At 69.1% G+C, this 25,139-nt stretch carries 30 protein-coding genes and 5 pseudogenes; 25 read left to right on the forward strand and 10 right to left on the reverse strand.

The annotated features are described in order from the left end of the window. Positions 1–19: 19 nt before the first annotated feature. Positions 20–634, forward strand: a complete 615-nt coding sequence (locus GA0070624_RS26425) for a class I SAM-dependent methyltransferase (protein ID WP_218105316.1) — start codon at positions 20–22, stop codon at positions 632–634. Positions 635–793: 159 nt separating this feature from the next. Here the strand turns inward: GA0070624_RS26425 and GA0070624_RS26430 are convergent, their stop codons facing one another. Further along, positions 794–1,012, reverse strand: a complete 219-nt coding sequence (locus GA0070624_RS26430; RefSeq protein ID WP_176732053.1) for an SHOCT domain-containing protein — start codon at positions 1,010–1,012, stop codon at positions 794–796. A 165-nt stretch (positions 1,013–1,177) separates the two neighbouring features. On the opposite strand from GA0070624_RS26430, the gene GA0070624_RS26435 reads away from it, so the two are divergent. From GA0070624_RS26435 to GA0070624_RS36515, 7 genes are read left to right on the forward strand one after another with little or no spacing between them, the layout of a single operon-like run. Continuing rightward, positions 1,178–1,534 (forward strand): hypothetical protein, encoded by a 357-nt coding sequence (locus tag GA0070624_RS26435; protein WP_091345628.1) that lies wholly within the window; start codon positions 1,178–1,180, stop codon positions 1,532–1,534. Then, complete coding sequence (locus GA0070624_RS26440) at positions 1,531–1,980, forward strand: MerR family transcriptional regulator (RefSeq protein ID WP_091345629.1); 450 nt, start codon at positions 1,531–1,533, stop codon at positions 1,978–1,980. Before GA0070624_RS26435 ends, GA0070624_RS26440 begins: the two co-directional genes overlap by 4 nt. Then, complete coding sequence (locus tag GA0070624_RS26445) at positions 1,964–2,272, forward strand: hypothetical protein (RefSeq protein ID WP_141715174.1); 309 nt, start codon at positions 1,964–1,966, stop codon at positions 2,270–2,272. Before GA0070624_RS26440 ends, GA0070624_RS26445 begins: the two co-directional genes overlap by 17 nt. Continuing rightward, positions 2,269–2,604, forward strand: a complete 336-nt coding sequence (locus tag GA0070624_RS26450; protein ID WP_091345631.1) for a YnfA family protein — start codon at positions 2,269–2,271, stop codon at positions 2,602–2,604. The genes GA0070624_RS26445 and GA0070624_RS26450 overlap by 4 nt, the downstream gene beginning before the upstream one ends. 47 nt (positions 2,605–2,651) lie before the next feature. Further along, the gene (locus tag GA0070624_RS26455; protein WP_091345632.1) at positions 2,652–3,011 is read left to right on the forward strand and encodes an ArsR/SmtB family transcription factor; all 360 of its coding nucleotides are present in this window, start codon (positions 2,652–2,654) and stop codon (positions 3,009–3,011) included. After that, positions 3,008–3,703 (forward strand): cation efflux transmembrane domain-containing protein, encoded by a 696-nt coding sequence (locus tag GA0070624_RS26460; protein ID WP_091345633.1) that lies wholly within the window; start codon positions 3,008–3,010, stop codon positions 3,701–3,703. Before GA0070624_RS26455 ends, GA0070624_RS26460 begins: the two co-directional genes overlap by 4 nt. Before the next feature lie 2 nt (positions 3,704–3,705). Next, positions 3,706–3,840: a hypothetical protein gene (locus GA0070624_RS36515; RefSeq protein WP_281181013.1), complete on the forward strand. Its 135-nt coding sequence runs from the start codon at positions 3,706–3,708 to the stop codon at positions 3,838–3,840. A 230-nt stretch (positions 3,841–4,070) separates the two neighbouring features. Here the strand turns inward: GA0070624_RS36515 and GA0070624_RS26465 are convergent. After that, positions 4,071–4,277, reverse strand: a pseudogene (locus GA0070624_RS26465) (C39 family peptidase); the annotation flags it as partial. A gap of 59 nt (positions 4,278–4,336) precedes the next feature. Beyond that, positions 4,337–5,425, reverse strand: coding sequence for an Ig-like domain-containing protein (locus tag GA0070624_RS26470; RefSeq protein ID WP_091345634.1), 1,089 nt, complete (start codon positions 5,423–5,425; stop codon positions 4,337–4,339). A 441-nt stretch (positions 5,426–5,866) separates the two neighbouring features. On the opposite strand from GA0070624_RS26470, the gene GA0070624_RS26475 reads away from it, so the two are divergent. Both GA0070624_RS26475 and GA0070624_RS26480 read left to right on the forward strand, forming a co-directional pair. Further along, positions 5,867–6,070 (forward strand): hypothetical protein, encoded by a 204-nt coding sequence (locus GA0070624_RS26475; protein WP_091345635.1) that lies wholly within the window; start codon positions 5,867–5,869, stop codon positions 6,068–6,070. Between the two features lie 485 nt (positions 6,071–6,555). Then, complete coding sequence (locus GA0070624_RS26480) at positions 6,556–7,188, forward strand: C39 family peptidase (RefSeq protein ID WP_245719001.1); 633 nt, start codon at positions 6,556–6,558, stop codon at positions 7,186–7,188. A gap of 290 nt (positions 7,189–7,478) precedes the next feature. Here the strand turns inward: GA0070624_RS26480 and GA0070624_RS36080 are convergent, their stop codons facing one another. Continuing rightward, on the reverse strand, positions 7,479–7,736 hold the full coding sequence (locus tag GA0070624_RS36080; RefSeq protein WP_245719002.1) for a M48 family metalloprotease: 258 nt from the start codon (positions 7,734–7,736) through the stop codon (positions 7,479–7,481). A 293-nt stretch (positions 7,737–8,029) separates the two neighbouring features. On the opposite strand from GA0070624_RS36080, the gene GA0070624_RS34330 reads away from it, so the two are divergent. Both GA0070624_RS34330 and GA0070624_RS35040 read left to right on the forward strand, forming a co-directional pair. Next, complete coding sequence (locus GA0070624_RS34330; protein WP_141715175.1) at positions 8,030–8,383, forward strand: tyrosine-type recombinase/integrase; 354 nt, start codon at positions 8,030–8,032, stop codon at positions 8,381–8,383. 17 nt (positions 8,384–8,400) lie between these two features. Then, positions 8,401–8,577 carry a hypothetical protein gene (locus GA0070624_RS35040; protein WP_176731889.1) on the forward strand — a complete coding sequence of 59 codons (177 nt, stop codon included), beginning with the start codon at positions 8,401–8,403 and terminating at the stop codon, positions 8,575–8,577. 77 nt (positions 8,578–8,654) lie between these two features. Here the strand turns inward: GA0070624_RS35040 and GA0070624_RS26485 are convergent, their stop codons facing one another. Then, positions 8,655–9,131, reverse strand: a complete 477-nt coding sequence (locus GA0070624_RS26485) for a MarR family winged helix-turn-helix transcriptional regulator (RefSeq protein WP_091345637.1) — start codon at positions 9,129–9,131, stop codon at positions 8,655–8,657. A 263-nt stretch (positions 9,132–9,394) separates the two neighbouring features. On the opposite strand from GA0070624_RS26485, the gene GA0070624_RS26490 reads away from it, so the two are divergent. From GA0070624_RS26490 to GA0070624_RS26510, 5 genes are all read left to right on the forward strand, one after another. Beyond that, complete coding sequence (locus GA0070624_RS26490) at positions 9,395–10,600, forward strand: multidrug effflux MFS transporter (protein ID WP_091349848.1); 1,206 nt, start codon at positions 9,395–9,397, stop codon at positions 10,598–10,600. A 115-nt stretch (positions 10,601–10,715) separates the two neighbouring features. Beyond that, positions 10,716–11,702 (forward strand): zinc-dependent alcohol dehydrogenase family protein, encoded by a 987-nt coding sequence (locus tag GA0070624_RS26495; protein ID WP_091345638.1) that lies wholly within the window; start codon positions 10,716–10,718, stop codon positions 11,700–11,702. An 89-nt stretch (positions 11,703–11,791) separates the two neighbouring features. Further along, on the forward strand, positions 11,792–12,865 hold the full coding sequence (locus GA0070624_RS26500) for an aldo/keto reductase (RefSeq protein WP_091345639.1): 1,074 nt from the start codon (positions 11,792–11,794) through the stop codon (positions 12,863–12,865). 184 nt (positions 12,866–13,049) lie between these two features. After that, entirely contained in the window at positions 13,050–13,229 is a 180-nt protein-coding gene (locus tag GA0070624_RS35420) for a winged helix-turn-helix transcriptional regulator (RefSeq protein WP_218105318.1), read from the forward strand. Positions 13,230–13,923: 694 nt separating this feature from the next. Next, entirely contained in the window at positions 13,924–14,895 is a 972-nt protein-coding gene (locus GA0070624_RS26510) for a quinone oxidoreductase family protein (RefSeq protein WP_218105319.1), read from the forward strand. Between the two features lie 356 nt (positions 14,896–15,251). Here GA0070624_RS26510 and GA0070624_RS26515 read toward each other — a convergent pair whose 3' ends face one another. Further along, on the reverse strand, positions 15,252–16,346 hold the full coding sequence (locus GA0070624_RS26515; protein ID WP_176731874.1) for an IS630 family transposase: 1,095 nt from the start codon (positions 16,344–16,346) through the stop codon (positions 15,252–15,254). A 145-nt stretch (positions 16,347–16,491) separates the two neighbouring features. Here GA0070624_RS26515 and GA0070624_RS34335 point away from each other — a divergent pair. From GA0070624_RS34335 to GA0070624_RS37020, 8 genes and pseudogenes are all read left to right on the forward strand, one after another. After that, a pseudogene (locus GA0070624_RS34335) lies at positions 16,492–16,632 on the forward strand (IS701 family transposase); the annotation flags it as partial. A gap of 239 nt (positions 16,633–16,871) precedes the next feature. After that, the gene (locus GA0070624_RS26520; protein ID WP_218105321.1) at positions 16,872–17,870 is read left to right on the forward strand and encodes a ferritin-like domain-containing protein; all 999 of its coding nucleotides are present in this window, start codon (positions 16,872–16,874) and stop codon (positions 17,868–17,870) included. 228 nt (positions 17,871–18,098) lie between these two features. Then, complete coding sequence (locus GA0070624_RS26525; protein WP_218105322.1) at positions 18,099–18,356, forward strand: hypothetical protein; 258 nt, start codon at positions 18,099–18,101, stop codon at positions 18,354–18,356. Then, positions 18,337–19,641, forward strand: a complete 1,305-nt coding sequence (locus GA0070624_RS26530; RefSeq protein WP_091345641.1) for an Nramp family divalent metal transporter — start codon at positions 18,337–18,339, stop codon at positions 19,639–19,641. The genes GA0070624_RS26525 and GA0070624_RS26530 overlap by 20 nt, the downstream gene beginning before the upstream one ends. Before the next feature lie 88 nt (positions 19,642–19,729). After that, positions 19,730–19,855 (forward strand): annotated as a pseudogene (locus GA0070624_RS37015) (IS3 family transposase); the annotation flags it as partial. Positions 19,856–20,003: 148 nt separating this feature from the next. Beyond that, on the forward strand, positions 20,004–20,285 hold the full coding sequence (locus tag GA0070624_RS26540; RefSeq protein ID WP_245719003.1) for a DDE-type integrase/transposase/recombinase: 282 nt from the start codon (positions 20,004–20,006) through the stop codon (positions 20,283–20,285). A 270-nt stretch (positions 20,286–20,555) separates the two neighbouring features. Continuing rightward, positions 20,556–21,329, forward strand: a pseudogene (locus GA0070624_RS26545) (IS110 family transposase); the annotation flags it as partial. Further along, a complete protein-coding gene (locus tag GA0070624_RS37020) occupies positions 21,230–21,499 on the forward strand; it encodes a transposase (protein WP_218105324.1) in 270 nt (89 codons plus the stop codon). The pseudogene GA0070624_RS26545 and the gene GA0070624_RS37020, both read left to right, overlap by 100 nt. A 6-nt stretch (positions 21,500–21,505) precedes the next feature. Here GA0070624_RS37020 and GA0070624_RS26550 read toward each other — a convergent pair whose 3' ends face one another. The 4 genes and pseudogenes from GA0070624_RS26550 to GA0070624_RS26565 form a co-directional block, all read right to left on the reverse strand. After that, positions 21,506–22,237 carry a GntR family transcriptional regulator gene (locus tag GA0070624_RS26550; protein WP_091345643.1) on the reverse strand — a complete coding sequence of 244 codons (732 nt, stop codon included), beginning with the start codon at positions 22,235–22,237 and terminating at the stop codon, positions 21,506–21,508. Between the two features lie 139 nt (positions 22,238–22,376). Next, positions 22,377–23,099 (reverse strand): tryptophan synthase subunit alpha, encoded by a 723-nt coding sequence (trpA, locus tag GA0070624_RS26555; RefSeq protein WP_091345644.1) that lies wholly within the window; start codon positions 23,097–23,099, stop codon positions 22,377–22,379. After that, entirely contained in the window at positions 23,096–24,268 is a 1,173-nt protein-coding gene (gene trpB / locus GA0070624_RS26560) for a tryptophan synthase subunit beta (protein WP_425413559.1), read from the reverse strand. The genes trpA and trpB overlap by 4 nt, the downstream gene beginning before the upstream one ends. Positions 24,269–24,445: 177 nt before the next feature. Further along, positions 24,446–25,126: pseudogene (locus GA0070624_RS26565) on the reverse strand (IS6 family transposase). Between the last annotated feature and the right edge of the window lie 13 nt (positions 25,127–25,139).

Here is a 25,139-nt window from a genome sequence, read left to right on the forward strand (position 1 = left end):
GGGTGGGAGGCTGGCGGGCGTGGACGACACGCGTGTGCACTGGGACGGCGTCTACTCGCGCCGGACGGTCACCGAGGTGAGCTGGTTCGAGGCGAAAGCCGACAAGTCGATGGCCCTTATCGACGACGCCGGGCTGTCGCTCGCAGATCCGGTGATCGACGTCGGCGCCGGGGCGAGCGTGCTGGTCGGCCACCTGCTGCAGGCGGGGTATCGGGACGTGAGCGCGCTGGACGTTGCCGCCGATGCCCTGACCGTCAGCCGGGACCGCCTGGGCGCCGACGCGCACCGGGTCGACTGGATCGTGGCCGACCTGCTGTCATGGCGGCCGGCCCGCCGCTACCGGCTGTGGCACGACCGGGCGGTGTTCCACTTTCTCACCGACCCCGCCGGCCGGGACCGCTACCGGCAGGTGCTGAGGCAGGCGCTGGCTCCGGGTGGCTACCTGGTGGTCGGCACCTTCGCCGCCGACGGGCCCACCCAATGTTCCGGGCTACCGACCGCCCGCTACGGCGCGGACGAGCTGGCCGCGCAGTTCCCCGGCTACACCGTCCTCCGCGCCGCCCGGGATGAGCACCACACCCCGGCAGGTGACGTGCAGCCGTTCACCTGGGTCCTACTCGGCGACTGCGGCTGAGGGTTCCGGGGGACGGGCAAGCTGCTCCACCTGCCCTGCGGGCGGGTTGACCAGCCACTGCGCGGGTGACGTGACGGTAAGCAGGGTCTCGGTGCCGCCAACGGCTGCTCACATGCAAGGCAATTGGGGTCATGCAGGGTCAGACAAGCCCAGCAGGTCTTACGGGCGGCGCAGCTCTTCCCGCCGACGCCGAAACTCCTCGTCATCGATCTCACCGGCCGCGAACCTGCGGCGTAGCTCTTGCTCGCCCGCATCCGGTCTGGAGCCCGACAGGGACCGCACCAGCCACACCACGCCCACGACGATCAGCGCCAAGATCGCCAGGCCGAATAGGCCCGAGATCAGCATCCAGATGCACATCCCCGCCATGCCATCCATCACCGGACCCACCTCCTCCGGAGGATTGCCTACCCCACGCCCGCCGCTTCGCACGGCGGCGTCCCGGCGGAATCTCTGACGGCCTGGCAACGGCCTCTGAGCCCCCGCGGGTGGGCGCGACACCAGCTTGCATTCGGTACCTAGGTACAGGCTTACCGTCGAGGTATGAGTGACCACCACATCACCACCGATGATGCTTGGGCGCCGGATGCGTGCACCCTGCCGACGGCCGAAAGGCCACTGCGGCTCGCCGAGTTCGACCAGTTCTTCCGCGATGCCGTGCGAGGTTCCGACCGATTGTCGCCGCAGCACTTGCGGCTGCAGCTCGATTGCGCGGCCCATGTGGAGGAGACGGCCCGGGATCTGACGGCCCGTGAGTCGTCCTGCTGCTCGTTCTTTGCCTTTGACGTTTCCCGGTCTGGCCCGGACTCGCTGACCTTGGACGTTCGGGTACCGGCGGCACAGGTCGACGTGCTCGATGGCCTCGCCAATCGTGCCGCGTCAGCGGCAGGCACGCGATGAGCGGATCAGGGCTGCGCAGCGGCCAGCTGGCCGACGCGGCCGGGGTCAACCTGCAGACCCTGCGCTATTACGAGCGCCGTGGCCTGCTCGCCTCGCCGCAGCGGTCACCTGGTGGGCATCGGCTATACCCGACCGAGACGGTGGCCCTGCTGCGGGTCATCAAGGCCGCGCAGCGCCTCGGCTTCACCCTCAACGAGGTCGCCGACCTGCTCGACGCCGGTCGGCACCAGCACAGCCGGCGACCGGACACGGGCCTACAGGCCCGGGCCAAGGACAAGCTCGCCGAGGTCGAACAGAAGCTGGCGGACCTGACCGTCATCCGCGACACCCTACGAGCCGCCATCGCCGCTGGCTGCGACGACCTCGTCGCGTGCGCCGGAAGCTCCTGCTGTCCCCTGCCATTCGCTGAACTCGCCGGGAGGAACGACCGTGCCGACCATTGCTGACCGGGCTCGCCGCCTGATGCCTTCCGGCCTGACCGGACTCGCAGCAACCGCCTGCGCCGCCTGCTGCGTGCTGCCGGCCCTGCTGGCCGCCGGGATCATCGGTGGTGCAGGCTGGGCGGTAGCCAACCGCTTCATGCCTGGGGTTGCCGTCGCCCTGGCGATACTTGCCGGGCTGTCCTGGTGGTGGGCCAGCAAGCGCCGGCACGCAGCCGGCTGCTCCGGCGGCAGCTGCTCCTGCGGGAAGCCCGAGGAACAGGACCGCAAGGAGCTGCCGCTACGGTCCAAGGCATGACGGTTGCCCGCTCGATCCTGCTGTTCCTGCTCGCCGCGCTAGCCGAGATCGGCGGCGCGTGGCTTGTATGGCAGGGCTGGCGGGAAAACCGAGGGCTGCTGTGGATCGCGGCCGGAGTCATCGCGCTCGGGTGCTACGGATTCGTCGCCACCTTCCAACCCGATGCGAACTTCGGCCGCGTCCTGGCCGCCTACGGCGGTGTCTTCGTCGCCGGCTCCCTGGCCTGGGGCATGGTCGTCGACAGGTTCCGCCCCGACCGCTACGACATCATCGGCGCAACCATCTGCCTCATCGGAGTGGCAGTGATCATGTACGCCCCACGCAGCGGCTGACACAACCCTCCGGGAAATCCATCCCGTCTTGGCGCTATCATCGCGGCATGGCGATTGGTTTCCCCCCTGGACTCACTCCTGCCGTGGCGTTGTTCCGGTCCCTCGGTGATCCGACCCGGCTGGCGATCCTGCAACGGCTCGCGTCGGGTGAGGCGCGGGTGGTGGACCTGACCGGCGAGCTGGGGTTGGCCCAGTCGACGGTGTCGAAGCACCTGGCGTGCCTTCGTGACTGCGGGCTGATCGACTACCGGGTCGAGGGCCGCCAGTCGTTCTACGCGCTGACCCGGCCGGAGCTACTGGACCTGCTGCGCTCGGCGGAACAACTCCTCGCCGCCACCGGGGAAGCGGTCGCCCTGTGCCCGGTCTACGGGGCCCCGGCCAGCTCTCTGGCGGGGGTGAGCGCGTGAGCACATCACTACTGACCCCGGGACGCCGGGCGGTGCTGTCCCGGCGCAGCCTGTGGCTGGCCTACGCCACCGCTGGCTACAACCTGCTCGAGGGCCTGGTCGCGTTCGCCGCCGGCGCGGCGGCCTCCTCCACCGCACTGATCGGCTTCGGCCTGGACTCCTTCGTCGAGGTGTCGAGCGCCGCCGTGCTCATCTGGCAGTTCCGCTCCCGCGTGCCCGAGGACCGGGAGCGGCTGGCGCTACGGCTGATCGGCGTGTCGTTCTTCGCCCTGGCCGCCTGGGTGACCTTCGACGCCCTCCGCTCGCTCCTGGCCGGCGGAGACGCCGACGCCAGCCCGGTGGGGATCGGCCTGGCCGTGGCGTCGCTGATCGTGATGCCGCTGCTTGTACGCGCGAAGCGGCGCACCGGCCGGGAACTTGGCTCAGCCACGGTCATGGCCGACTCGACCCAGACGATGCTGTGCACCTACCTGTCTGCAGTGCTCCTCGTCGGCCTCGCCCTCAACGCCCTCTGGGGCTGGTCCTGGGCCGACCCGATAGCCGCGCTCGTCATCGCTGCCGTGGCGGTCAAGGAAGGCGTGGAAGCCTGGCGGGGCGAACACTGCGACGACTGCGTCGCCCCCCTGCCCGCCGCCGACGCCGGCCCAGCCACGGCATGCGCCGACAGCTGCTGCACCGACCGGAAGGCATGACGATGGCCTGGCTCGCACTCGCGCTGTACCTGCTCGGCCTTCTGCTCGCCTTCGGCTGGCGCACCGTGTCCCAATGGCGCCGCACCGGCGACACCGGAGTACGCCTCGACGCCGAAGCGGCCGGCACCCTCCGCTAGTGGGCCAAACTCCTGGTCATCGCCGCCCTCGCGCTTGGCTTCGCCGGCCCGGCCACTGCCCTCGCCGGTCTGCCACTACTGCCCGGCCTTGACCACCGGGCGCTGCATGTCGTTGGCCTGGTCGTGACCGTCGCCGGGATTGCCGCCACGCTCGCCGCCCAGCTCACCATGGGCACCTCCTGGCGCGTCGGCGTCGACCCGGAGCCGGTGCCCGAGAGGCGGAGGCGGGATCAGGCGGAGTAACCACGGGTGGCCATCCAGTTCGCCAGGTCGATGGTGATTATCCAGTAGGCGGGGCGCGACGGGTCCGCCGAGTCGACGATCCGGACGGTCCGGCCGTTGTCCTTGTAGCTGACCACGGCGATGTAGTGACCGCCGGGGAAGGAGTGCCGGCCGCCATCGGTGTCGGTGGCGGAGCCGACGATGTTCTTCGCGACTACCACCGAAACGTCCCTTAGGCTAACGATCTTGACCAGCTCGGATTCTCTTCGTGGTGTCATTTCTTGACGTAGTCGTCCCAGCTCATGTCCCAAACGGTCCATCCGTTGCTCGGATCCAGGCGTTTCTCCGTGCCGGTGACCGTCACCGGATCGCCGATCTGCGAGTTGTCGTACACCCATTGGGCGTTGTCGGGTGACAGATTCGTGCACCCATTGCTGACGTTGTTTTGACCCTGGTCGGCCACCGACCACGGGGCTCCGTGGATGTACTCGCCGTCCCCGGTGAGGCGCTCGGCGTGCCTGACGTCGAGTTGCTCATTCGGCCCGTACACCCAGAGCGCGCGGGCTTCTCTGCTCATGATCACCATGTTGCCCGAGGACGACGGCGTCAGCGGCTTGCCAAGGCTCACGGGAAATTTCTTGACCAGCTTGTCGTTCTGGAAGACCTTCATCTGCTTGGTGTCATTGGAGATCTTGAACTCGGTCCGCTGGCCGATTGTTGCCGTGACGCTGCGGCTGGTTTCGACGCTTCCGGCTGCCGGCACACCACCCGACCCTGCGGTCACCGTCAGCTTGGTGCCGGGCCGCCAATGGTTCCTCGGACGGTAGATGACCTGCTGGTCGCCGTACCACCGCCAGGCGCCAGTCTGAGGAGGATCACTCTTTACGGACAAGCGCCGCTCGACATCGGCCTTGGCACCATCCGGAATCGGCGCGCTGAACTTCACCGGCACCGGCATACCGACGCCGTAAACCTGGCCGCTCTGCAGCTCTATGGTGCTGGCGATCGGATCACGGCTCGGCCTGGCCACGATGGTGAACTTCATGGTCGCAGTTGACGTGGCGCCCGCCCCGCCGCCCACCGCGCCAGTGACCCGTTTGCGCGCTGCATCGAAGCTGGCGCTCGACGCATGCGCAGGCACGGATGTGGGCCAAGCTAAGGGGGTGAGCAGCAAGCAGGTACCAAGTACCAACACTGGTCCTCCGCGCCGGTAACTCCGGACCTGGACCATGTCTCGGTCTCGCCGTGGGCGCCCCTCCGGAGCCCTTGTCGTCCAGATATTTCGGCAAGCTGCTTGGGCATGATCCGGCCGAGCGGGACCCACCGTTGCCAGGCGCTGGAAAATCCGCGATACACCGTTCATCACCTCGACCCCTATCAGATCTATTTCCAGTCCAGGCCGTTGGCCATGGGGCTCATTTCCCCTCTATGCGTCGTCTGGCGTCAGATGGGGTTTCCGCGTCGCCGGGATACCCGGATCTCGGCGCACATAACAAAGCTCTGAGTCGGCCTTCAGCGATGGAACGCTCCGACTTCTACGACTACGTGCAGGAGCCGTGGATGTTTCCAAACGGCAAGAGGGAAAAGCCTGAGCCGCAGCGCGCCCTGGCTCTGGACTGCTCCGGCTTCCTGCGGATGGTCTACAGGCACCGGCTGGGGTATCCGCTGCGGGGCACGAACACCCCGGGTGAGGGTCTTCCGCGCCGCGCGTACGCGATGGCCGAATCCGGCCCGGGCGTCCAGTTGATGCCCCAACACCGGCCAGCGGGCCCGCGGCATCGACCGCCTGCTCCCCGGCGACCTGGTGTTCCTCAACGCCCAGCCGGTACCGAACAAACAGATCGACCACTCGGGCATCTACCTCGGCCTCGACGACGGCGGGCACCACCGGTTCATCTCCAGCCGGTCGCAGACCGACGGCCCGACGATGGGCGACCTGTCCGGCGAACCCATTCTGGAGGGTGTCGGCTACTGGCCGGACCGGTGGCTCACCGCCCGCCGCATCTGAGGGCACGTGGGAGGGGGAACGGTCACAGTGGGATGAGGTGATTCGAAACGCTCGGCCGGGGATTGCCCGGCCGAGCGTTTCGTGTCGTGTGGCGGGATGCCTTTCGGCATGGTTTGGCGAGCGCGTAGACGGCCAGCGACAGGCGATGGGTGCGGAAAAAGCCGCCCCTCGCCGCCCTCGTCGCTGACGCCCGCCTGCCCAGCGACCCGATCGCCGCACCGAACCCCGGTAGGCCGGGTTGCCTGAACCGGGGCGCATTCTCCCACTACTCCGGGAGGCTCGCAGCGTTTTCCCGGACCTGGGTGGGGTAACCGTTGGTGAGAGCCCGGAAGGCCGGACGAGAGCCCGGGAGCCGGGAGTGTCCGAGGCACCAACGAGGTACCGCGGGCGTTGTCCTCTCCCCGCGGTGCTGCGCCTCCGATTCGCGTGGAGGCGTCAACCCCGATGGGAGCTTCACGATGAACTCGATTGTCCGCAGGAGCGTCGTGTCCGTTGCTGGTCTGATGGTCACCGGTGTGGTGACGGGGGGTGCCGTCGCCGGTCCGGCGGTCGCCGCCCAGCCTGCACCTAACGCGGGCAAGCCTGTCGCCGCGCCGCCCGCGCCTCCCGGGGGCGAGGGCAAGCGGGTGCTGGAACACGACTACCAGAGGCAGCCGAACGGCTACTACTGTGCTCCGGCCGCGACCCGAATCGCCCTGTCCACGCAGGGCAAGGTGCTGAGCCAGAAGGACGTCGCCGAGAAGCTGGGCACCACCAAGGCCGGCACCGACTCGGCCGACCAGACCACGCAGGTGCTCAACGAGGTGACCGGTGGTGGCTACGACACCACCAAGATCACCGAGGCCAGGGCGAAGCCTGAACAGGTCGACAAACTGCGCACTGACGTAATCGAGGCGGTCGACGCCAAGCGCGGCGTGGTGGCCAACACCATCGGCACTGGGGTCGACACCGGCGGCGACAAGCACCCGTTCCCGGGCGGGCACTACGTGAGCGTCGTCGGGTACCGCGACGGCGGTGACGCGATGAAGGTCGCCGACCCGTACGACCCGAAGAAGCACTACTGGATGGACGACGAGAAGCTCGCCGACTGGATCGCCGAGCGAGGCTACTCCAGCTGACACCGATGAGATCACGGCCGCTGGCTGGTTCCCGAAGGCAGGGCCCGACCAGTGGCCTCTGCGCGTGCGGAGTCGGTCGCCGTTTTGCTGTCCTCGGCGAGAGCGAAGCGACAGTTGGTCAATGGGGGTCGCAGAGGGTCAGGCGCCGCGGGTCGGTCGCTGGAGATCGCAGTACCGAGCGAGTGCCGTGTAAGGCAGTGCAGGAGTCTGGAGGCGTTGCAGCCGGAGCGAAACGTCTGCCCCTGCCACAGACAGGGCCGCCGCGGGGCGAGGCCCGCTGGCGAATGTGGTCAGAGCCGCCCGCACAGCACTAAGGCCCTACTCCCGCGGACGCGCAATTCCATGAGCAGGCGGACGGCTGCAGGTGGGGTCAGCGGCAAGCAGGGCGCGGCTGCCGCGAGTCCCTTCACCACAGTGACGAGCAGGTGATGCCGCCCCCGTAGATGCGCCCGTTCGTGACTGAGAACGGCAGCGAGTTGCGCAGGAGGAAGGCTTCGCGCGCCGGTGCCGAGAACTGTGAGCCGAGGCCCACCCTGGCTGTAGGCCAACGGAGCCGTGTGGGGGATCCAAAAGCACCGCTTCCCTTCCGGGGCCTGGTGCTTCTCCGAGGAGTGCCGGCAGGTCGACGTGAGCCTATCGGGACCGGCTCGCCAGTCCTCGCCGGATCGTGACGACGGTGAATCTGATCAGCGCGGCGAGGACCAGCAATGCCCCGCGGCACCGATCAACCCATCCATGGCGGCCAGCTGGCCATGCCAGGCGGCAAGCCAGCAATGATGAGCGAGATCTAAGCAGGATCGGCCGGGGATCAGCCACGCGGCGGAAGAAGAATCGCAGCACGGTGGTGCCCACCACCCACGAGGATCGGGCCGGTGGTGAGGGCGAGCGCCAGGCTCATCTGTCCGACTCTCGCTCGTCGAGTGCCGTCGGCCTGCTCGTTCTTGGCCATCTCAATCGCGCCCTTACCCTGGCCCGTTACGAGTCGATGCTGCGGGTGCACATCCTGCCGCGCTTCGGCGACCAGCACCTGGACGCGATCAGCCGCAACGACGTCAAGGCATTCGCGCTGGACCTCCGGGCACCGGTCAGCGTCAGGTCGGTCGTGACGCTGCTCGGGTCGTGCTGCGGGAGGCGATCGAGGAGCATTACCTTTGCTTCGACCCCACCGGAAGGCTCCGGCTGCACAAAGGCATAGCCCCGGAGCGTCCGGTCGTGAAACCGAAGCAGTTGTGGCATATCGCCTGCGGCATGCCCGACCTGGTGACACGGACCCTGGTGGTCACCGCGCCGCCAGGCCACGGCGTACCCGAGGCGGGGACCGAGTTCCGCGGACACGACGGCCACCCGCGCGACGGCTACGGTCAGGCGCCCTACAGCCGGACGGCGTGACTCGCCGTTCCCGACGCTCCGGCGGCGATCTCGATGACGTACACCCATGGCGCGCCGCCGACGAGCGCACGTTCATTTCACGAGGCCACGTTCTGCATGGCCCTGGCGAGTCGGGCGAGGTCGATCCCTGTCAGGTGGTCGAGAAGGTGCCGGCGAACGGCGGCGAGGTTGGTCGGCCACGCAGCCTCAAGACGGGCGAGACCGGCATCGGTAAGGACGGCGTTGCAGCCCCGTGCGTCATGCGTGGATCTGACTCGCCGGATCAGCCCTTCGCTTTCCAGGCGTTGTGCCACGCGGGTCATGCCGCTGAAGGACATCTCGCAGGCGGCGGCGAGTTCGTTCATGCGCATCTGCCGGTCGGGGGCCTCGGACAGGTGCATCAGCGCCGTGTATTCGGTGAGGGAGAGCCGGTGCTCGCGGACCATGTCTGCGTCGATGGCACGGGGCAGCGCGCACATGGCGCGGGTGAGGCTCCGGACGAGTGCTTCTTCGTCCCGATTGAGGGGTTGTAGCCCTTCTGGGGCCGGTGTCCGGCCGGGTGTGATGATGGACATCCTCCCAGCATAGTTGCTTGACGAAGGAAACGTTGCGGCCGATAGTTGCTTGACCAAGCAACCTATAGAGGAACCGCAATGACAAAGATCAGGACCATCATCGGCAGTACTCGCGCGGGTTGGAACGGCTGCGCGGCGGCGCGCGGGGTACACGGCATCGCCGTGCAGCGCACGGATACGGAGTTCGAAATCGTCTGGAGGGAGGTCTCATGAGCGACGCCGTGACCACCGACGGCGCCGAACCGGTGCTGCCGGGTGACCTGATGACCGGCCGCCAGCGGGTGTGGCTGGTGCTCATGCTCGGTGCTTTCATCGCGATCGGTCCGTTGACCGTCGACATGTACCTGCCCGCGCTGCCCGCCGTGACGGCCGCACTCGCGACCACCACGACGGCGGTGCAGCTCACGCTCACTGGGACGCTGCTCGGATTGGCCGTCGGGCAGCTGTTCGTCGGGCCGCTGTCCGATGCGGCAGGCCGCCGCCGCCCGCTGCTGGCCGGGCTGATCCTGCACGTGGCCGCGTCGATACTGTGCGTGTTCGCGCCCAACATCGCCGTACTCGACGTGCTGCGCGTGCTGCAGGGGCTCAGTGTGGCGGCCGCCACGGTGATCGCCACTGCAGTCGTGCGGGACCTGTTCAGCGGATCCGCCTTCGCCCGCATCTTCTCGCGACTGATGCTCGTCACTGGCGCGGCACCGATTCTCGCACCGAGCCTGGGCAGCGCGGTGCTGCGCTGGACCGACTGGCAGGGCGTGTTCGTGACGCTGGCGGTGCTGGGCGTACTGCTGATCGCAGTTGCGCTCTTCGGCCTTCCGGAGACCCTCCCGCCGCGCCGCCGTCACCGAGGCGGTGCGGCGGCGACTGTGCACTGGTACGGCCGGCTGTTCCGCGACCGTGCCTTCCTCGCTCTGGTACTCGTCGTCGGGCTGTACTCCGCCGCCCAGTTCGCCTACGTGGCGGGCTCGTCCTTCGTCCTGCAAGAGCAGTACGGTCTCGACGAGCAGCAGTTCGGCCTTGTTTTTGCGGCCAGTGTGGCCGGACTCATCGGCGCCATCCAGTTCAACGTGGTACTGCTGCGCCGGTACACGTCGCTGCAGATCCTGCGCGCCGCCCTGATCGCCGGCACCGCCGGCGGGTTCATCGTGCTGTTCTTCGCCGTGACCGGCCTCGGTGGCCTGGCCACACTGCTGGTGTCACTGTTCCTTGTGCTCGCCGCGATCGGGCTCGCCTTCCCCAACGCCCCGACCCTGGCAATGACCCGGCATGGCGAGGCGGCCGGGACCGCTGCGGCGCTGCTCGGCGCTGTCCAGTTCGGCGGGGGTGCGCTGGGCGCCCCCCTGGTCGGCGTGCTCGGCGGCAGCAGCGTCGCCATGGCACTGGTGGTCGCCGGCGGGATGACCGCGGCGACCGCCGTGATGCTGCTCGTCGCGCCGCGCGTCGGCCTCGCCGGGGCCGAACCGGGTGCGTAGGGGCTCGCCCCGCACTGCAACCCCTCGATCTGCGCGGAGCAGCCCCCCGGGCCCTCCGACCTTACGAGCAACCAGATCAGGTCCAACTTCCAACTTGAAAGGCAAGACACCTCCCATGAGCAAGATTGTCCGATTCCACGCCACCGGTGGCCCCGAGGTCCTGACCTTGGACGACGTCGAGGTCCGCGAACCCGGCCAGGGCGAGATCCGCATCCGCACCAGAGCTCTCGGGCTGAACCGAGCGGATGCCATGCTCCGCAGCGGCCACCTCATGGAGCTCCCCTCCGGTATCGGATGGGAGGCCTCCGGTGAGGTCGACGCCATCGGCCCAGGCGTCGAAGGTTTCACCGTCGGCGATGCCGTCAGCCTGATCCCCTCCTTCAGGGCCACCGACTACCCCATCCACGGCGAGCTGGCCATCGCGCCCGCCACCGCGGTGGTCAAGCACCCCGACACGCTGTCCTGGGAAGAGGCCGCGGCCCTGTGGGGGCAGTACCTGACCGCCTACGGCGCCCTCATCGAGACCGCGGCCCTGAAGGCCGGTGACACGCTGCTCGTCCCGGCCGCCTCCAGCAGCGTCGGGCTGGCCGCGATCCAGATCGCCCGCAGTGTGGGGGCCCGGCCTGTGGCCCTGACCCGCACCAGCGCCAAGCGTCAGCAGCTCCTGGACGCCGGCGCCGAAGCGGTCATCGCCACGACCGAGGAAGACGTTGTCACCCGGGTGAACGAGCTCACCGACGGGCAGGGCGCGCGTGTGATCTTCGACCCGGTGGGAGGACCGGCTCTGGCGCGTCTGATCGGCGCCGCCGCGCCCGGCGGGACCGTGATCGTCTACGGTGCGCTGAGCACCGAGGCCACGACGCTGCCGGTGCTGGCGGTGATCGGCAAGAGCCTGACCATCCGCGGATACAAAGTCTTCGACCTCACCACCGACGTCGAACGCCGCAAGGTCGCCGTTGACTGGATTCTCGACGGTGTCGCCCGCAAAGTCCTGCGGCCGGTCATCGACACCGTGTTCCCGCTGGAGGACATCGTCGGGGCCCATCGTCGTCTCGAGTCAGGATCCCAGGTCGGCAAGATCGTCGTGACCGTCCGCCGCTGACCCGACACACCTTACAGGCGCCAAGGCCCGCGTCCACGCTTACACAACGCAAGTTACTCGTCTTACTCGTCTTAGGGAGATGTCCACCCATGCGATACACCACCTTCGGGCGCAACAACGGCCTGCGCGTGTCCGAGTACGGCCTCGGCACCGCCAATTTCGGCACCGGCTGGCGCGCCGGTGGCGGCTGGGGCCCCGGTGCCGAGCCCGCCGAGGCCCGCAAGATCTTCGACCGGTTCGCCGAAGCCGGCGGCACGCTCATCGACACCGCCGAGAACTACCAGGCCGGCGAATCCGAGCAGCTGCTCGGCGAGTTCCTGGGCGCCGACCGGGACCACTTCGTGCTGACGGGCAAGTACAGCATGAACGGCGTCGGACCGCAGACCGTCTCCAACACCGGCAACAGCCGCCGGTACATGGTCCAGGCCCTCGAGGCCAGCCTGCGCCGCCTGAACACCGATCACCTGGACATGTACTGGGTGCACGCCCCTGACGGCCTGACCCCGATGGAGGAGATCCTGCGCGGCCTGGACGACCTGGTCAGCGCCGGAAAGATCCGCTATTTCGGGCTGTCGAACTTCCCGGCCTGGCGGGTGTCGCGCGCCGCCGCCATCGCCGAGCTGCGCGGCTGGTCCCCGGTCGCCGGTATCCAGGTCGAGTACAGCCTCGTCGACCGCACCGCCGAGCGGGAGCTGCTGCCAATGGCGCAGGCGCTTGGCCTGGGCGCGGCGCTGTGGAGCCCGCTCGGCGGCGGTCTGCTGACCGGCAAGTACCGACAGGGCGCCACCGGCCGGATCAGCGACCTCAAGGCCGTCGGGTTCTTCGAGGAAACCGCGCAGAAGACCGCGATCGTCGACGCCGTCCTCGACGTCGCGGCCGAGCTCGGCGTGCCGGCCTCCCATGTCGCCATCGCCTGGATGCGGCAGCAGGGCGCGCGGGCGGCCACGGCGTACGTGCCGATCATCGGCCCGCGCAGCGTCGCGCAGCTCGACGACTACCTGGGCGCGCTGGACGTTTCGCTGACCCCGGCGCAGTTCGCCCGGCTCGACGAGGTGAGCGCGATCAGGCTCGGCACCCCGCACGAGCTGAACGCGTGGAGCGTGGGCCCCATCCGCGGCGGTGACGCAAGCGTGATCGACGAGCCCGCGATCCCGGTAGCGTGATCTCAGGCGGCGGACCAGTTTCGAGGACATGGAGTGGCCCGATCGCGCGCAGCCTGGAGTACGTCGGCGAGTGGTGGAGCATGCTGATCATGCCTGACGCCTTCGACGGCTTCACCCGCTTCGACGAGTTCGAGCGCAGCCTCGGCATCGCCCCGAACATGCTGGCCGCCGCCTGAAGTCCCCGGTGGACGCCGGCCCGCTGGAGCGCCGGCGCTACCAAAACCGGCCGCCGCGCTACGAGTACGTCCTCACGATGACCGGGCGCAGCCTGCGCCCGGTCATCCTCGCCCTCCACGGCCGGGGCAACAAGGACCTGGCCCCGGAGGAGCGCAGCCTCGTGCTCGTCGACCAGGCCACCGGTTAGGAGGTCAAGCCGAAGCAGAGCGAGGCGAGGCGACGCCTGACGCTGCCGCGAACGTCTACGAGCAGTGGTGAGGAGCTGGGGCTGTCTCGCGTTCTGGTTGCCGCGCGTCACGACCAGCTCCTCGGGCAATGGCGCAAGTACCGCGTCTTCAAGGCGGCCCTGAACGGGCCGTACGCGCCGCCGCCTGGGCGCGCGCCGGCCGCTGCCGCTGGCGCTCTGCGGCTGTCACGTCTGATGCCCGGCGGCTGGCGCGGAGAGCGGGGAGCCCGGAGGGCCGCCGAACAACGACAGGCCGTTGACCGGCGAGGTGGCGGGCCGGCAGCCGGCCGGGCCGCGCGGCCAGCATCCCGCGCGAGCTGCCGTATGGGGTCACGGTCGGACTGCCCAGGTTCAGCGGCCGTCGGGGCGCGATGCTCCGGCCCGCTCCCGCCGGTAGCCCGACTGGGTGAACTGCGCTCAGGCGCGGGCCGACTGGGCTGGGGCAGGGCATGCTGCGATCGGTGACGCTGGCGCGTGCGGAGTAGGCCGGGACGTGTGTGGACCACCGGCTGCGGGCGATGCATCCGTCGAAGCCTCCGCGGGAACCTCCCGACTTTGATGGCGGCGGGAGCGCCAAGCCGGGAGGGCGACGTACTGGCGGCCATCGCGCGGCGGGCCGGGCGTCCGGGAGCAGCAGGGCGGAGAGGAATTCCATATGGTCGACGGGGATGTGCCCGAGCGGATGCAGGCCGCGGCCTTCGACGAGTTCGGCGGTCCGGAGGTGATCACACCGCGTATCCTGCCTGTGCCGGAGATCGCCGACGACGAGGTGCTACTCAAGGTGTGGAGCGCCGGCGTGGGGGTGTGGGACGCCCTTGAGCGGGAGGGCGCGCTGGTGCCGGAGGGCGCCGCATTTCCCATCGTGCCCGGCGCCGAAGGGGCGGGCACCGTCGCCGCGGTCGGCGGGCAGGTGACCGACGTCGCGGTGGGCGACCTGGTCTACGTGTATGGCCGCAGACGGCCGAAAGGCGGCTTCTACGCCGAGTACGCGGCGACGAAGGCGCAGTACGTCGCGAAGCTGCCCTCGGGTGTGCCGGTGGAGCATGCGGGAGCCATGCCAGCCAACGCGCTGACCGCGTTGTCGGGCCTGGACGTCCTCGGCCTGCCGGCCGGGGAGTGGGTCTTGATCTTCGGCGCGAGCGGCGGTCAGGGGCATCTGGCCGTGCAATTGGCCAAGCGGCAGGGGCTCAGCGTGATCGCTGTTGCCTCCAGGGCGGAGGGCGTGGCGCTGGTGACCCGGCTCGGTGCCGACCTGTCCGTCGACGGTCACGGCGACGTCGTGGAGGTGCTCGCCCGGATCCGGGATGTGGCGCCGGACGGCGTCGGCGGCATCCTGGCCATGGCCGGTGGGGAGACGCTTGACAGGCTCACCGAAGCGCTACGCGACGGTGGCGTGCTCGCGTACCCCAACGGCGTTCAACCGGTACCGCGCGAGCGACCCGGCGTGACGGTCCGGGCCTACAACGGCGAGACGGGTCCCGAGCGGTTGCGGCGCCTCAACGAGCTCATCGAGGCTGGACCGTTCGAGGTAAATGTTGCCGAGAAGTTCCCGCTGGGGCGGGCGGCGGAGGCGCATCGACGTCTGCAGACTTCGTACCCGGGCAGGTTGCTGCTGACGGTGACGTGAGGCCTGTTTTCCGGGCCCCCGGCGGGCTGCACCCGCCCGTAGGACATCCGGGCCACGCCTCGGGCTGTCCTGAGTCGTGGGCTGCGGGCCGAGAGCGTAGCCCGGCCAGGGCATGGGCCGCGCCGGGTCGAGGCGTCTGACCGCAGTGGCCAACAACCGATCCGGGTTGCAGCGACACGCCAGCGAAGCCCCAAGCGACAGGCGCAACATAGGCTGCCCATGACGACAGCATGACGACAACAGGAGCCGAGGCGGAGCACCTGGCCCTGCACCTGTCGGTCGGCCGCAGATCACCGGAGTGCCTGCGACCACTGCCGCCTACTACTCCAGCCGCACTTCCGTTGGCAGTCTTACAGCTAGTGTCCTGAGTCGTTAATTCGGCCACAGTAGGTGGCGACGCTGTTGAGGATGTCGTCGGCGGTCCTGGTCCAGACGAAGGGCTTCGGGTCGGCGTTCCATGCGTCGATCCAGGCGCGGACGTCGGCTTCGAGTTCGGCGAGGCTCCGGTGGCTGGATCGGCGCAGTTTCCGGTTGGTCAGTTCGGCGAACCACCGCTCGACGAGGTTCAGCCAGGACGCCGAGGTCGGGGTGAAATGCAGGTGGAAGCGGGGATGCGCGGCCAGCCATCGCTGCACGGCCGGGGTCTTGTGGGTGGCGTAGTTGTCCAGGATCAGGTGTAGGTCCAACTCGGCGGGGGTGTTCGCGTCGATGGTCTTGAGGAAGCGCAGGAACTCCTGGTGACGGTGCTTGCGGTGGACCTGCCCGATGACCGTGCCAGTGGCGACGTCGAACGCGGCGAACAGACTCGCCACACCATGACGAACGTAGTCGTGGGTCTGTCGGGCCGGGACCGTGGGCATCATCGGCAGCATCGGCCGGGTCCGCTCCAGGGCCTGCATCTGCGACTTCTCGTCCACGCACAGCACCATCGCCTTGACCGGCGGATCCAGGTACAGGCCGACCACGTCACGGACCTTCTCCACGAACAGCGGATCCGCGGACAGCTTCCAGGTGTCCACCAGATGCGGCTTGAGCCCGAACGCCCGCCAGATCCGCGACACCGCGGTCTGCGACAACCCGGTGGCGTTGGCCATCGACCGTGTCGACCAGTGACTGTCCTGATTGGCCGGCTGCTGCTCCAGCGTACGAACAATGACCTCCTCGACCTGGTCGTCGCTGATCCGGCGAGGCGCCCCAGGCCGCGGCTCGTCGACCAGGCCCTCCAACCGGCGCGCCAGGAACCGGCTACGCCACTTGCCCACCATGTCCCGCGACACACCAAGCCGCTGCGCGACATGGGTATTGACCAGCCCATCGGCGCACAACAGGACGATCTTCGACCGCAACGCCAACGCCTGTGACGACTTACCCCGCCGCGCCCACCGGGTCAGACACGCACGCTCATCATCAGTCAGCTCGACAAGACCACGAGGACGACCAGCCACCCCCACAGCCTACTATCTGCGGCCGAATTAACGACTCACGACACTAGAACCGGTTGTGCAGATCAGGCGCCGGAACGCTCGTCCATTGTAGACTCCCGCACCTGTGGCGGTGGACGATCTTTCGGGTTAGGTGCCCGGTCTGGATGACCTGATGGCGCGGATCGCTGGCCGATTTCGGCGGGTGGAGCCGCGCCGGCGTGCCCGCTCGTACCTGCTGGGCCTGCCGTCGCCGCTGGCCGGCAAGAACGGCTGGACCTTGGCCGAGGCGGCCGGGGAGAAGGCGGGACCGGGACGAGCACGCCGATGAGCCGCGCACGGTCGCGGCGGCGAGTTGGTGTCATGGCCGGTCCAACGGCAACACCCCCGCTGCGCGCCGGGGCCCACGTACGGCAGGACAAGTTCGCGATCGTCTTCGGTTCCATCTGTCATCGCTCTTGGTTGGCCTGCGCCGTGGTGCGGCCATCCCCGCCGTGCACCTCCCCCGGATGAAGGTTAGGGAAAGGAGCACGGCCGAGACAGCCACGCCCTAGCGTGAGCGCCGACGGCAGTAGCGCGCGGCACACCGGCGACATATCGATGGGGTACCCGGCGTGTCGTGGATCGGAACGGGGGCCGACTTCCATGGTAAAGAAGTTCATCAAAGAGGCGGTATCGCGCAGCGCAGAGTCGGATGACGATCGACGGAAGCTCGCGTCGATGACGGACCCGACGAATCCCGCCGCGCGATCGCCGGACGGCTCGGGGCCGAGTGACGCGACGATCCTGAACTTCGCCCTCAACCTCGAATACCTCGAAGCCGAGTTCTACCTTCGCGCCACCACGGGGCAGGGACTGCCTGACGAGATGACCACCGGTACCGGCACCCGGGGTGAGGTGACCGGTGGGGGCATGGTCAACTTCAGCAACTCGGTAGTGCGCAAGTTCGCACGGGAGATCGCCTCGGACGAGCGGCAGCATGTGGCCTTCCTGCGGTCCGCCCTCGGGGAGCACGCCGTTTCCCGTCCGGCGATCTCTCTTGACACGAGCTTCACCGCGGCGGCCACCGCGGCCGGGCTCATCAAGTCGGGCGAGATGTTCGACCCGTACGCCAACGATCTCAACTTCCTGTTCGCCGCGTTCCTGTTCGAGGACGTCGGCGTCTCCGCTTTCAAAGGAGCGGCCCCGCTGCTGTCCAACAAGACGTACCTGGACGCTGCCGCGGGTCTGCTCGCCACGGAGGCGTACCACGCCGGGATCGTCCGCTCCGCGCTCTACAACGAAGGCATGATCGACGATGCCGTCTTCGCGGGCGTGCAGAAGCTCTCCGACGCCCGCAACAGTCTCGACGGACCGGTCGACGACGACCAGGGTATCGGCACCAGCGCCGAGGCGAACCTCATTCCCACGGACGCCAACGGCATCGCCTACGGCCGCTCGGCCCAGTCGGTCCTGAATATCGTGTACCTCAACGCGAGCCCGGCGAACTCCGGCGGCTTCTATCCCTCCGGCCTTAACGGCGACATCGCGATGAGCGGCGGGGCCGCCAGCTAATCACCTGGCCATCGCCGCGGTCCCGGCGCGCACTGCGGTGCGTGTTCCCAGGCCCGTACCGGACGGCCCGTGCGCCCGGCACACGGCCAGCGCCAGACTCCACCCCAGCGGCACCGGATCGCCGCCTTCACCGCCGGGCAACGACCAGGATAGGAAGCACATGATGCACCTCGAACTCCACCCGAGCCACCCGACGGGTTCGACGCGCCGCAGGGCAGCTTCGGCAACATGATCGAGATGGGTATCGTCGACCCACCGCCGGTGGCCCGCGCGGCGCTGCAGAACGGCGCCTCGGTGGCCGGCCTGCTGCCGACCACGAACACGCTGGTCGTCGAGGAGCAGACACCGTGGGATGGCAGCCCGGCGCCGATGACCAGTTCGGGCCGCTGGACGAGGGGCTGCAGCAGCCGCGCCGGACTCCAGTACGCCGCAGTCGCTCGGGCTTGGGCCGTCGGTCGGGTGAGGCATGGGCCCCGTAATCGGTGACGGCCGGCCACCGGCCGTCACCGAGCCCGCCGCACCCATCACCGAGCTGAGCGCGCTGCAGCTGCTGCGCTCCCGCGGGCGGCTGCGCGGGGTGCTGGCGCTGCTCGGTCCGGCGTTCGTGGCAGCGGTTGCGTACATCGACCCGGGTAACTTCGCCACCAACTTCACCGCCGGCGCGAGGTTCGGGTACACGCTGGCCTGGGTGATCGTGGTGGCCAACCTGATGGCCATGCTGGTGCAGTACCTGTCGGCCAAGGCTGGCGTGGCGACCGGGCGTGACCTGCCGGAGCTGTGCCGCGAGCACCTGCCGCGCCCGGTCTCCCGCGGCCTGTGGGTCCAGGCAGAGGTGATCGCGATGGCGACCGACCTGGCCGAGTTCGTCGGCGCGGCGGTCGGGCTGAACCTGCTGTTCGGGGTGCCGCTGTTCCCGGCCGGGCTGATCACCGCGGTCGTCGCGTTCGGGATCCTCGGCCTGGAGCAGCGCGGCTACCGGCGCTTCGAGCTTGCCATCGTCGGGCTGCTCTGCATCGTGTTTCTCGGTTTCCTCTATGACCTGGCCGTGGTCGGCGCCGACCCGGTCGGTGTCGCCGACGGGATGGTTCCCGGGCTCGCCGGCAACGACAGCCTGCTGCTCGTGGCGGGCATCATCGGCGCGACCGTAATGCCGCACGTGGTGTACCTGCACTCCGCCTTGACGAAGGCCCGGGTGGCCTGCCGGGACGACGCCGAACGCCACGAGCTGCTGCGCTTCCAGCGGCTCGACGTGGTTGTCGGGCTCGGCGCGGCCGGTGTGATCAACCTGTCCATGCTGGTGATCGCGGCCTCGCTGTTCAACCGCACCGGCCATGCCGACGTCGACTCGATCGAGGCCGCCCACGCCGGGCTCGGCCACCTCGTCGGTGGCGGCGCGGCCCTCGCGTTCGCCGTGGCCCTGCTCGCCTCCGGACTGTCCTCGTCGAGCGTGGGCACCTACGCCGGGCAGGTCGTCATGCAGGGCTTCATCCGCCAGCGCATCCCGCTGTTCGTCCGGCGCGGGCTGACAATGCTCCCGGCACTGCTGGTGCTGGGGTTGGGCCTGCCGGCCACGGACAGCCTGGTCGTCTCGCAGGTGGTCCTGTCGTTCGGCATCCCCTTCGCTCTGGTCCCGTTGCTGTTGCTCACCCGCCGCGCGGACATCATGGGCTCGTTCGTCAACAGCCGGGCCACCACGGCGGCGGCGGGTGGCATCGCCGCAGTGATCATCGTGTTGAACGTGTATCTGCTGTACGTCACGTTCCTCGGCTAGTTACTAGCCCCAGGGCCAGCCCCTTCGGCCAGCCCGCGCCCGGTCAGGGTCACAGCGCTGCCTCGGCCTGCCGTCCAACATTCACGAGATATGGACGGCGTCCGGGCACACCTACGGCGCGGACCGGGTGCACCGGCAGCTACGCCGCGACGGCATCAGCGTGGGCCGCAAGCGGGTCGAGCGGTTGATGGCCTCCCAGGGTTGGCAGGGTGCGTTCCTGCGTCGCGGCTGGCGCGGCGGCTCGACCCGACAGGACCCGAACGCGACGCCGGCACCGGACCTGATCAAACCGGAACTTCACCGCGACCGGGCCGAACCGGCTCTGGGTCGCCGACGCCACCCGCATCCCCTGCGGCGAGGGCGTGTTCTGGCTCGCGGCGGTCCGCGACGCGTTCTCCCGCCGGATCGTCGGTTGGAAGATCTCCGACCGCTGCGACACCGACCTCATCCTCGCCGCCCTCGAATACGGCATCTGGTCACGCAACGTCCGCTACGGCCAGTTGATCCACCACTCGGACAGGGCCGCCAACTACACGTCCTTTCGCTTCGCGCAACGCTTACAGGACAACGGGATCCTGCCCTCGATGGGCTCCGTCGGCGACTCGTACGACCGTGAGACTTTGAGTCGCCGTCAGGTGGCCTGACTCTTGCTTACGACTGACCCCGCGGTTCGGGTGTCCTTGCTGTTGCTCTGTCGTCTGCCTGGCGGTGCAGCACCCAGTGGTGCTGGCCGGGCGGGCAGTGACCTCATAGGAGCCTGATCGCAGCACGTCCCGTCACAGTCCCGTCCACCCGGCCGGCCAGCGTCACGAACCCCTGTCGCCCTGGTCTGAGCTGGAGCCCGCGATGTCGAGCATGAACCCCGACCCGCGTCGACGTCGAGTAGTCATCGGCGTCGAAACCACAAGCACGTCCACGTCGCCGTCGCATTGGACGACATCGGCGGCCGCCTCGACGGCCGCTCGTCCCCCGCCGACAGAGGCGGCTATGAGCAGCTGATCGACTGGGCGGCCGGCTTCGGCGTGAAGAAGCTGATTTTCGCAATCGAGGGCACCGGCTCCTACGGGGCAGGGTTGACCTCCGCCGTCCGCCGGCGTGGTCTCGGGGTGATCGAGGTCCTGCGCACCGACCGCCGGGATCGGCGGCTGCGTGGCAAGAGCGACACCCTCGACGCCGAGAACGCCGCTCGCTCGGTGCTGGCCGGCAACGCCACAAGCGTCCCGAAGACCGACGACGGCACGGTGGAGATGATCCGCCAGATCAAGGTCGCCAAGGACGTCGCGGTCAAGGCCCGCACCGCCGCGATGATCACCCTCGAGGCGGTGCTGGTCACCGCGGCTCCCGAGCTGCGCGAACCGTTGCAACCCATGTCGAAGATGGCCCTGATCGAGCGGTGCGCCGGCCCGCGTCGCGGTCCGATCACCACCGTGCTCGCCGCGACGAAGCACACCCTGCGGTCGTTCGCCCGTCGCTGGCAGCAACTCAACGACGAAATCAAGACCGACGAGGCTTGCTCGCCGAACTCACCGGCCAGCTCGTGCCGCAACTGGTCGCTGCGTTCGGCGTGGGCGCCGACACCGCCGCGGAGATGCTCATCGTCGCCCGCGACAACATCGACCGGGTCCGCTCCGAACCGGCCTGGGCCAGACTCTGCGGCGTCGCGCCGGTCCCCGCTTCCTCTGGCATGACCAACCGGCACAGGCTTTCGTTAGGGGAACACTCAACGGACGGGCAGCTGCGATCACTACAGTTCCGCGATAAGGGAGTCGGTAACCACGTCAATGTCCTCCAACTACAGGAGGTCGACGTGACGGTCATTCCAACGGCCGGAGGCGAGATCGTCGGCGAGACGGTCTAGGCCGGGCTAGACCGCTCCCCAGTGGAGGGACAGCCCAGTGGCGGCCCGCTCGGCGGTGATCTGCATCATGCTTCCCAGCATCGTCGCCCGGTCCGCCACCAGGGCCGTCCCGTCGGGCGCGTACGTGATCCGGTCGCTGACTAGCACCGGCGCTCCCTCGTCCTCGTCCAGATACCGGGCCACGTCCGCGTTCAGCACCTCCGGCCGGATCGTCTCCGCCGCTCGGGCCACCACCACTCCGAGGTCGGCCAGGGCCGCGTACAACGACGTGCCGGTGAAATCCACGTCGCGCAACCGGTCCGCGTGCGGCTCGCGTACCCAGGAGATCTGGTGAATGGCGCGGCGGCCAGCGAACGCGCGGACCCGCTCCAGGCGCAGGCCCGTCTCGGCCGCGCGGACCCGCAGCCGGGCCGCGACGCGCGAGGGCACGCGGCGCTGCGCGCGGGAGATCACCATCGTGCGTACCTCGTGGCCCTGCTCGCGCAAATCGTCGCCAAAGCTCCGCAAAGATCCCAGCTGGTACGCCGCATGGGGCGGTGCGACAAAGGTGCCCTTGCCGGGCTGCTGGACGATCAGCCCCTCGGCGCTCAGCTCGCGCAGGGCCTGCCGCAGCGTCATCAAAGTGACGCCGTACGCTGTGCTCAGCTCGCGTTGCGCGGGCAGCGCCTCGCCCGGCACGTAATGACCGTCGCGGATCTTTGCGGCGAGGTCGGCGGCGATGGCCCGATAGCGTGCCACTGTTCTCCCTCCCGCTGCGTCGGCTGTGTCCGCTCCCATGATCGGCGGCTTCCGCCGATCAGCGTGCTCTGGTGTTACAGATCGGCGGCAGCCGCCGATCTTGAGGCGCGCGGCTGTCGCTGATCTGCGCCACCGCCGATCATCGCACGAGGGCCACCAGAGACAGCGCGGCCCGCAGCGACGCCACGAAGGCGCCGACCTCGGCGGGACCCGCCCCGTCGAGGATGCGCCGCATGACGGCCGCCCCGACGATGACCCCGTCGGCGACCGCCGCCGCCTCGGCCGCCTGCTCCGGGGTGGAGATGCCGAAGCCCAGCAGCACGGGCAGGTCCGTGACCTGCTTGAGCCGGGCAGCCAGAGCGGCGGCCGACGGTGCGAGCCGGTCGCGTTCGCCGGTCGTGCCCATGACCGAGATCGCGTACACGAAGCCCTGGCTGCGCCGGCCGATCTCGGCGAGCCGGTCGTCCGGCGTGGCGGGCGAGGCGAGCAGACTCACCTGGACGCCCGGCACGTCCAGCCCGGCCAGCTCGTCGAGGGGCAGGTCGGGCACGATCAGCCCGGTCACCCCGGCCGCCGTCAGCGCGTCACCGAACCCGGGCCGCAGCGCGAGGTTGGCGTACGTGCTGGCGATGAGGGGGATGTCTATCCGCACTTTGGCGAGGTCTTCCAGGACCGAGGCGGGCGTGGTGCCTCGGGCGAGCGCCGCGTCCGAGGACTCCTGAATGGTGGGACCGTCCACCGTGGGATCGGAGAACGGCAGCCCGACCTCGATCAAGTCGGCTCCGGCGTGCTCGAAGGCGCTCAGGTACGCCGTCCAGCCTGGCACGACCCCGCCGGTGATGTAGGGCATCAGCAGCTTCATGCGAGGTCCGCCTCCGCGATCAGGGTGGTGATGTCCTTGTCGCCGCGCCCCGAGAGCGTGACGAGCACGGTCGATCCGCTGGGCAGCTCCGGCGTACCGGCGGCGCGGACGACCCAGGCGACCGCGTGGGCCGACTCGATGGCGGGCAGTACGCCCTCCGCCCGCGCGAGCCGGACGGCGGCCGCGATCGCCTCCCCGTCGGAGACGGTGACATACCGGGCGCGCCCCAGATCGCGCAGGTACGCGTGCTCGGGGCCGACGCCGGGGTAGTCCAGCCCGGCCGCGATCGAGTGCGCCTCCTTGATCTGCCCGTGCTCGTCCTGGAGGAACAGCGACTGGAAGCCGTGCAATACGCCGATCTCCCCGTTCGCCGCGCCGGAGCCGCCCTCGGCTTCCACCCCGACGAGCTTCGCCGATGTCTCGACGAACCCGGCGAACGTGCCCGCCGCGTTGCTGCCGCCGCCGACGCAGGCGACCACGTAGTCGGGGGTGGCAGCGGGCAGCTCGGCCGGGCACTGCCGCCGGGCCTCGTCACCGATGACGCGCTGGAACTCGCGGACCATCGTCGGATACGGGTGCGGACCGATGACCGAGCCCACGCAGTAGTACGCCTCGTCGGCGTCTGTCACCCAGTGGCGCATCGCCTCGCTGGTGGCATCCTTCAGCGTACGGCTGCCGGTGGTCACCGGAACGACCTCGGCGCCCAGCAGCCGCATACGGAAGACGTTGTGCGCCTGGCGTTCCACGTCGCGTTCGCCCATGAACACCTTCACCGGCAAACCCAGCAGGGCACCGGCCGTCGCCGTCGCGACGCCGTGCATGCCCGCCCCGGTCTCGGCGATCAGGCGCGTACGCCCCATGCGCCGGGCCAGCAACGCCTGTCCCAGCACATTGTTGATCTTGTGTGATCCGGTGTGCGTCAGGTCTTCCCGCTTGAGCAGCACCGTTACACCGAGTTCGGCCGACAGCCGCAGGGCCGGCGTCAGCGGGGTCGGCCGTCCCGCGTACGCCGACAGCAGCGCGGCGAGGCTGCCGCGGAACCCGGGATCGGCCCACGCCTCCGAGAAGGCCTCGGCGACCGCCTCGCAGGCGGGGATCAGGGACTCCGGCACGTATCGCCCGCCGTAGCTCCCGTACCGCCCCGGAACGACTGTCGTCCGCACCGTTATAGAACTCATGCAACAGTTATAGAACGGCTGAGTCCACCCTGGCAAGATGATCCGGACGACCTCCCGCGAGCGCCAGCGACCCCTGCCCCTCTCCTCGGGCGCGCCATGTAGCGGCACATCGCGGCGCCGTTGCGTTGTGGGATCGGAAGACGCGTTAAGCCCGTGTCGGGTGGGCGGTCAGATCGCTTGGGCGAGTTCGGCAAACGCCGTTGCGACCCGCAGAGCGGGCGGGGTGTCGATGGCGAGTTCGTAGTGTCCGCGGCGGAGGTTCTGCATGAAGGCGTGGCCGGCGATGATCACTGTGCTGTCTTGTCCGTTCGTAGACCGCGCATCGATCTCAACCGGTGTTTCAACTGGCTGTGATCGGCTTCGATCGGATTGTTGGCGTACTGCTCGACGTGGTGCCACGCCTGCGGGATCAGCTCGTCGAGCACGCCGGGGTAGACCGGCGCGGCGTCGGTGACCACCTCCGCGGGTGTCACCTTCAACGTCGACACCGCTCGTCGGAGGAACCGCCGGGCCGCGTCGGCGTCGCGACGTGCCGAGACCAGCACGTCGATGACCTGCCCGTAGTGGTCGACCGCCCGGTACACGTACCGCCACACGCCGTTGACCTTGACGTAGGTCTCGTCGACGAACCAGCGGTCGCCTGGCGAGTGGCGGGGCGGCGTCGGCCAGCAGCGGCGTGAACCGCTGCACCCACCGGTAGACGGTGACGTGATCGACCTCGACCCCACGTTCGATCAGCAGTTCCTCAACGTGGCGATACGAGAGGTTGAAGCGCAGATACCAGCGGACCGCGACCACGATCACCTCGGTCGGGAACCGGAACCCGGCGAACGCCGACGCCGGAGGCAACCACGGGCACGAG

Source organism: Micromonospora rhizosphaerae (assembly GCF_900091465.1).
In the GTDB taxonomy this organism is placed as follows: Bacteria; Actinomycetota; Actinomycetes; order Mycobacteriales; family Micromonosporaceae; genus Micromonospora; species Micromonospora rhizosphaerae.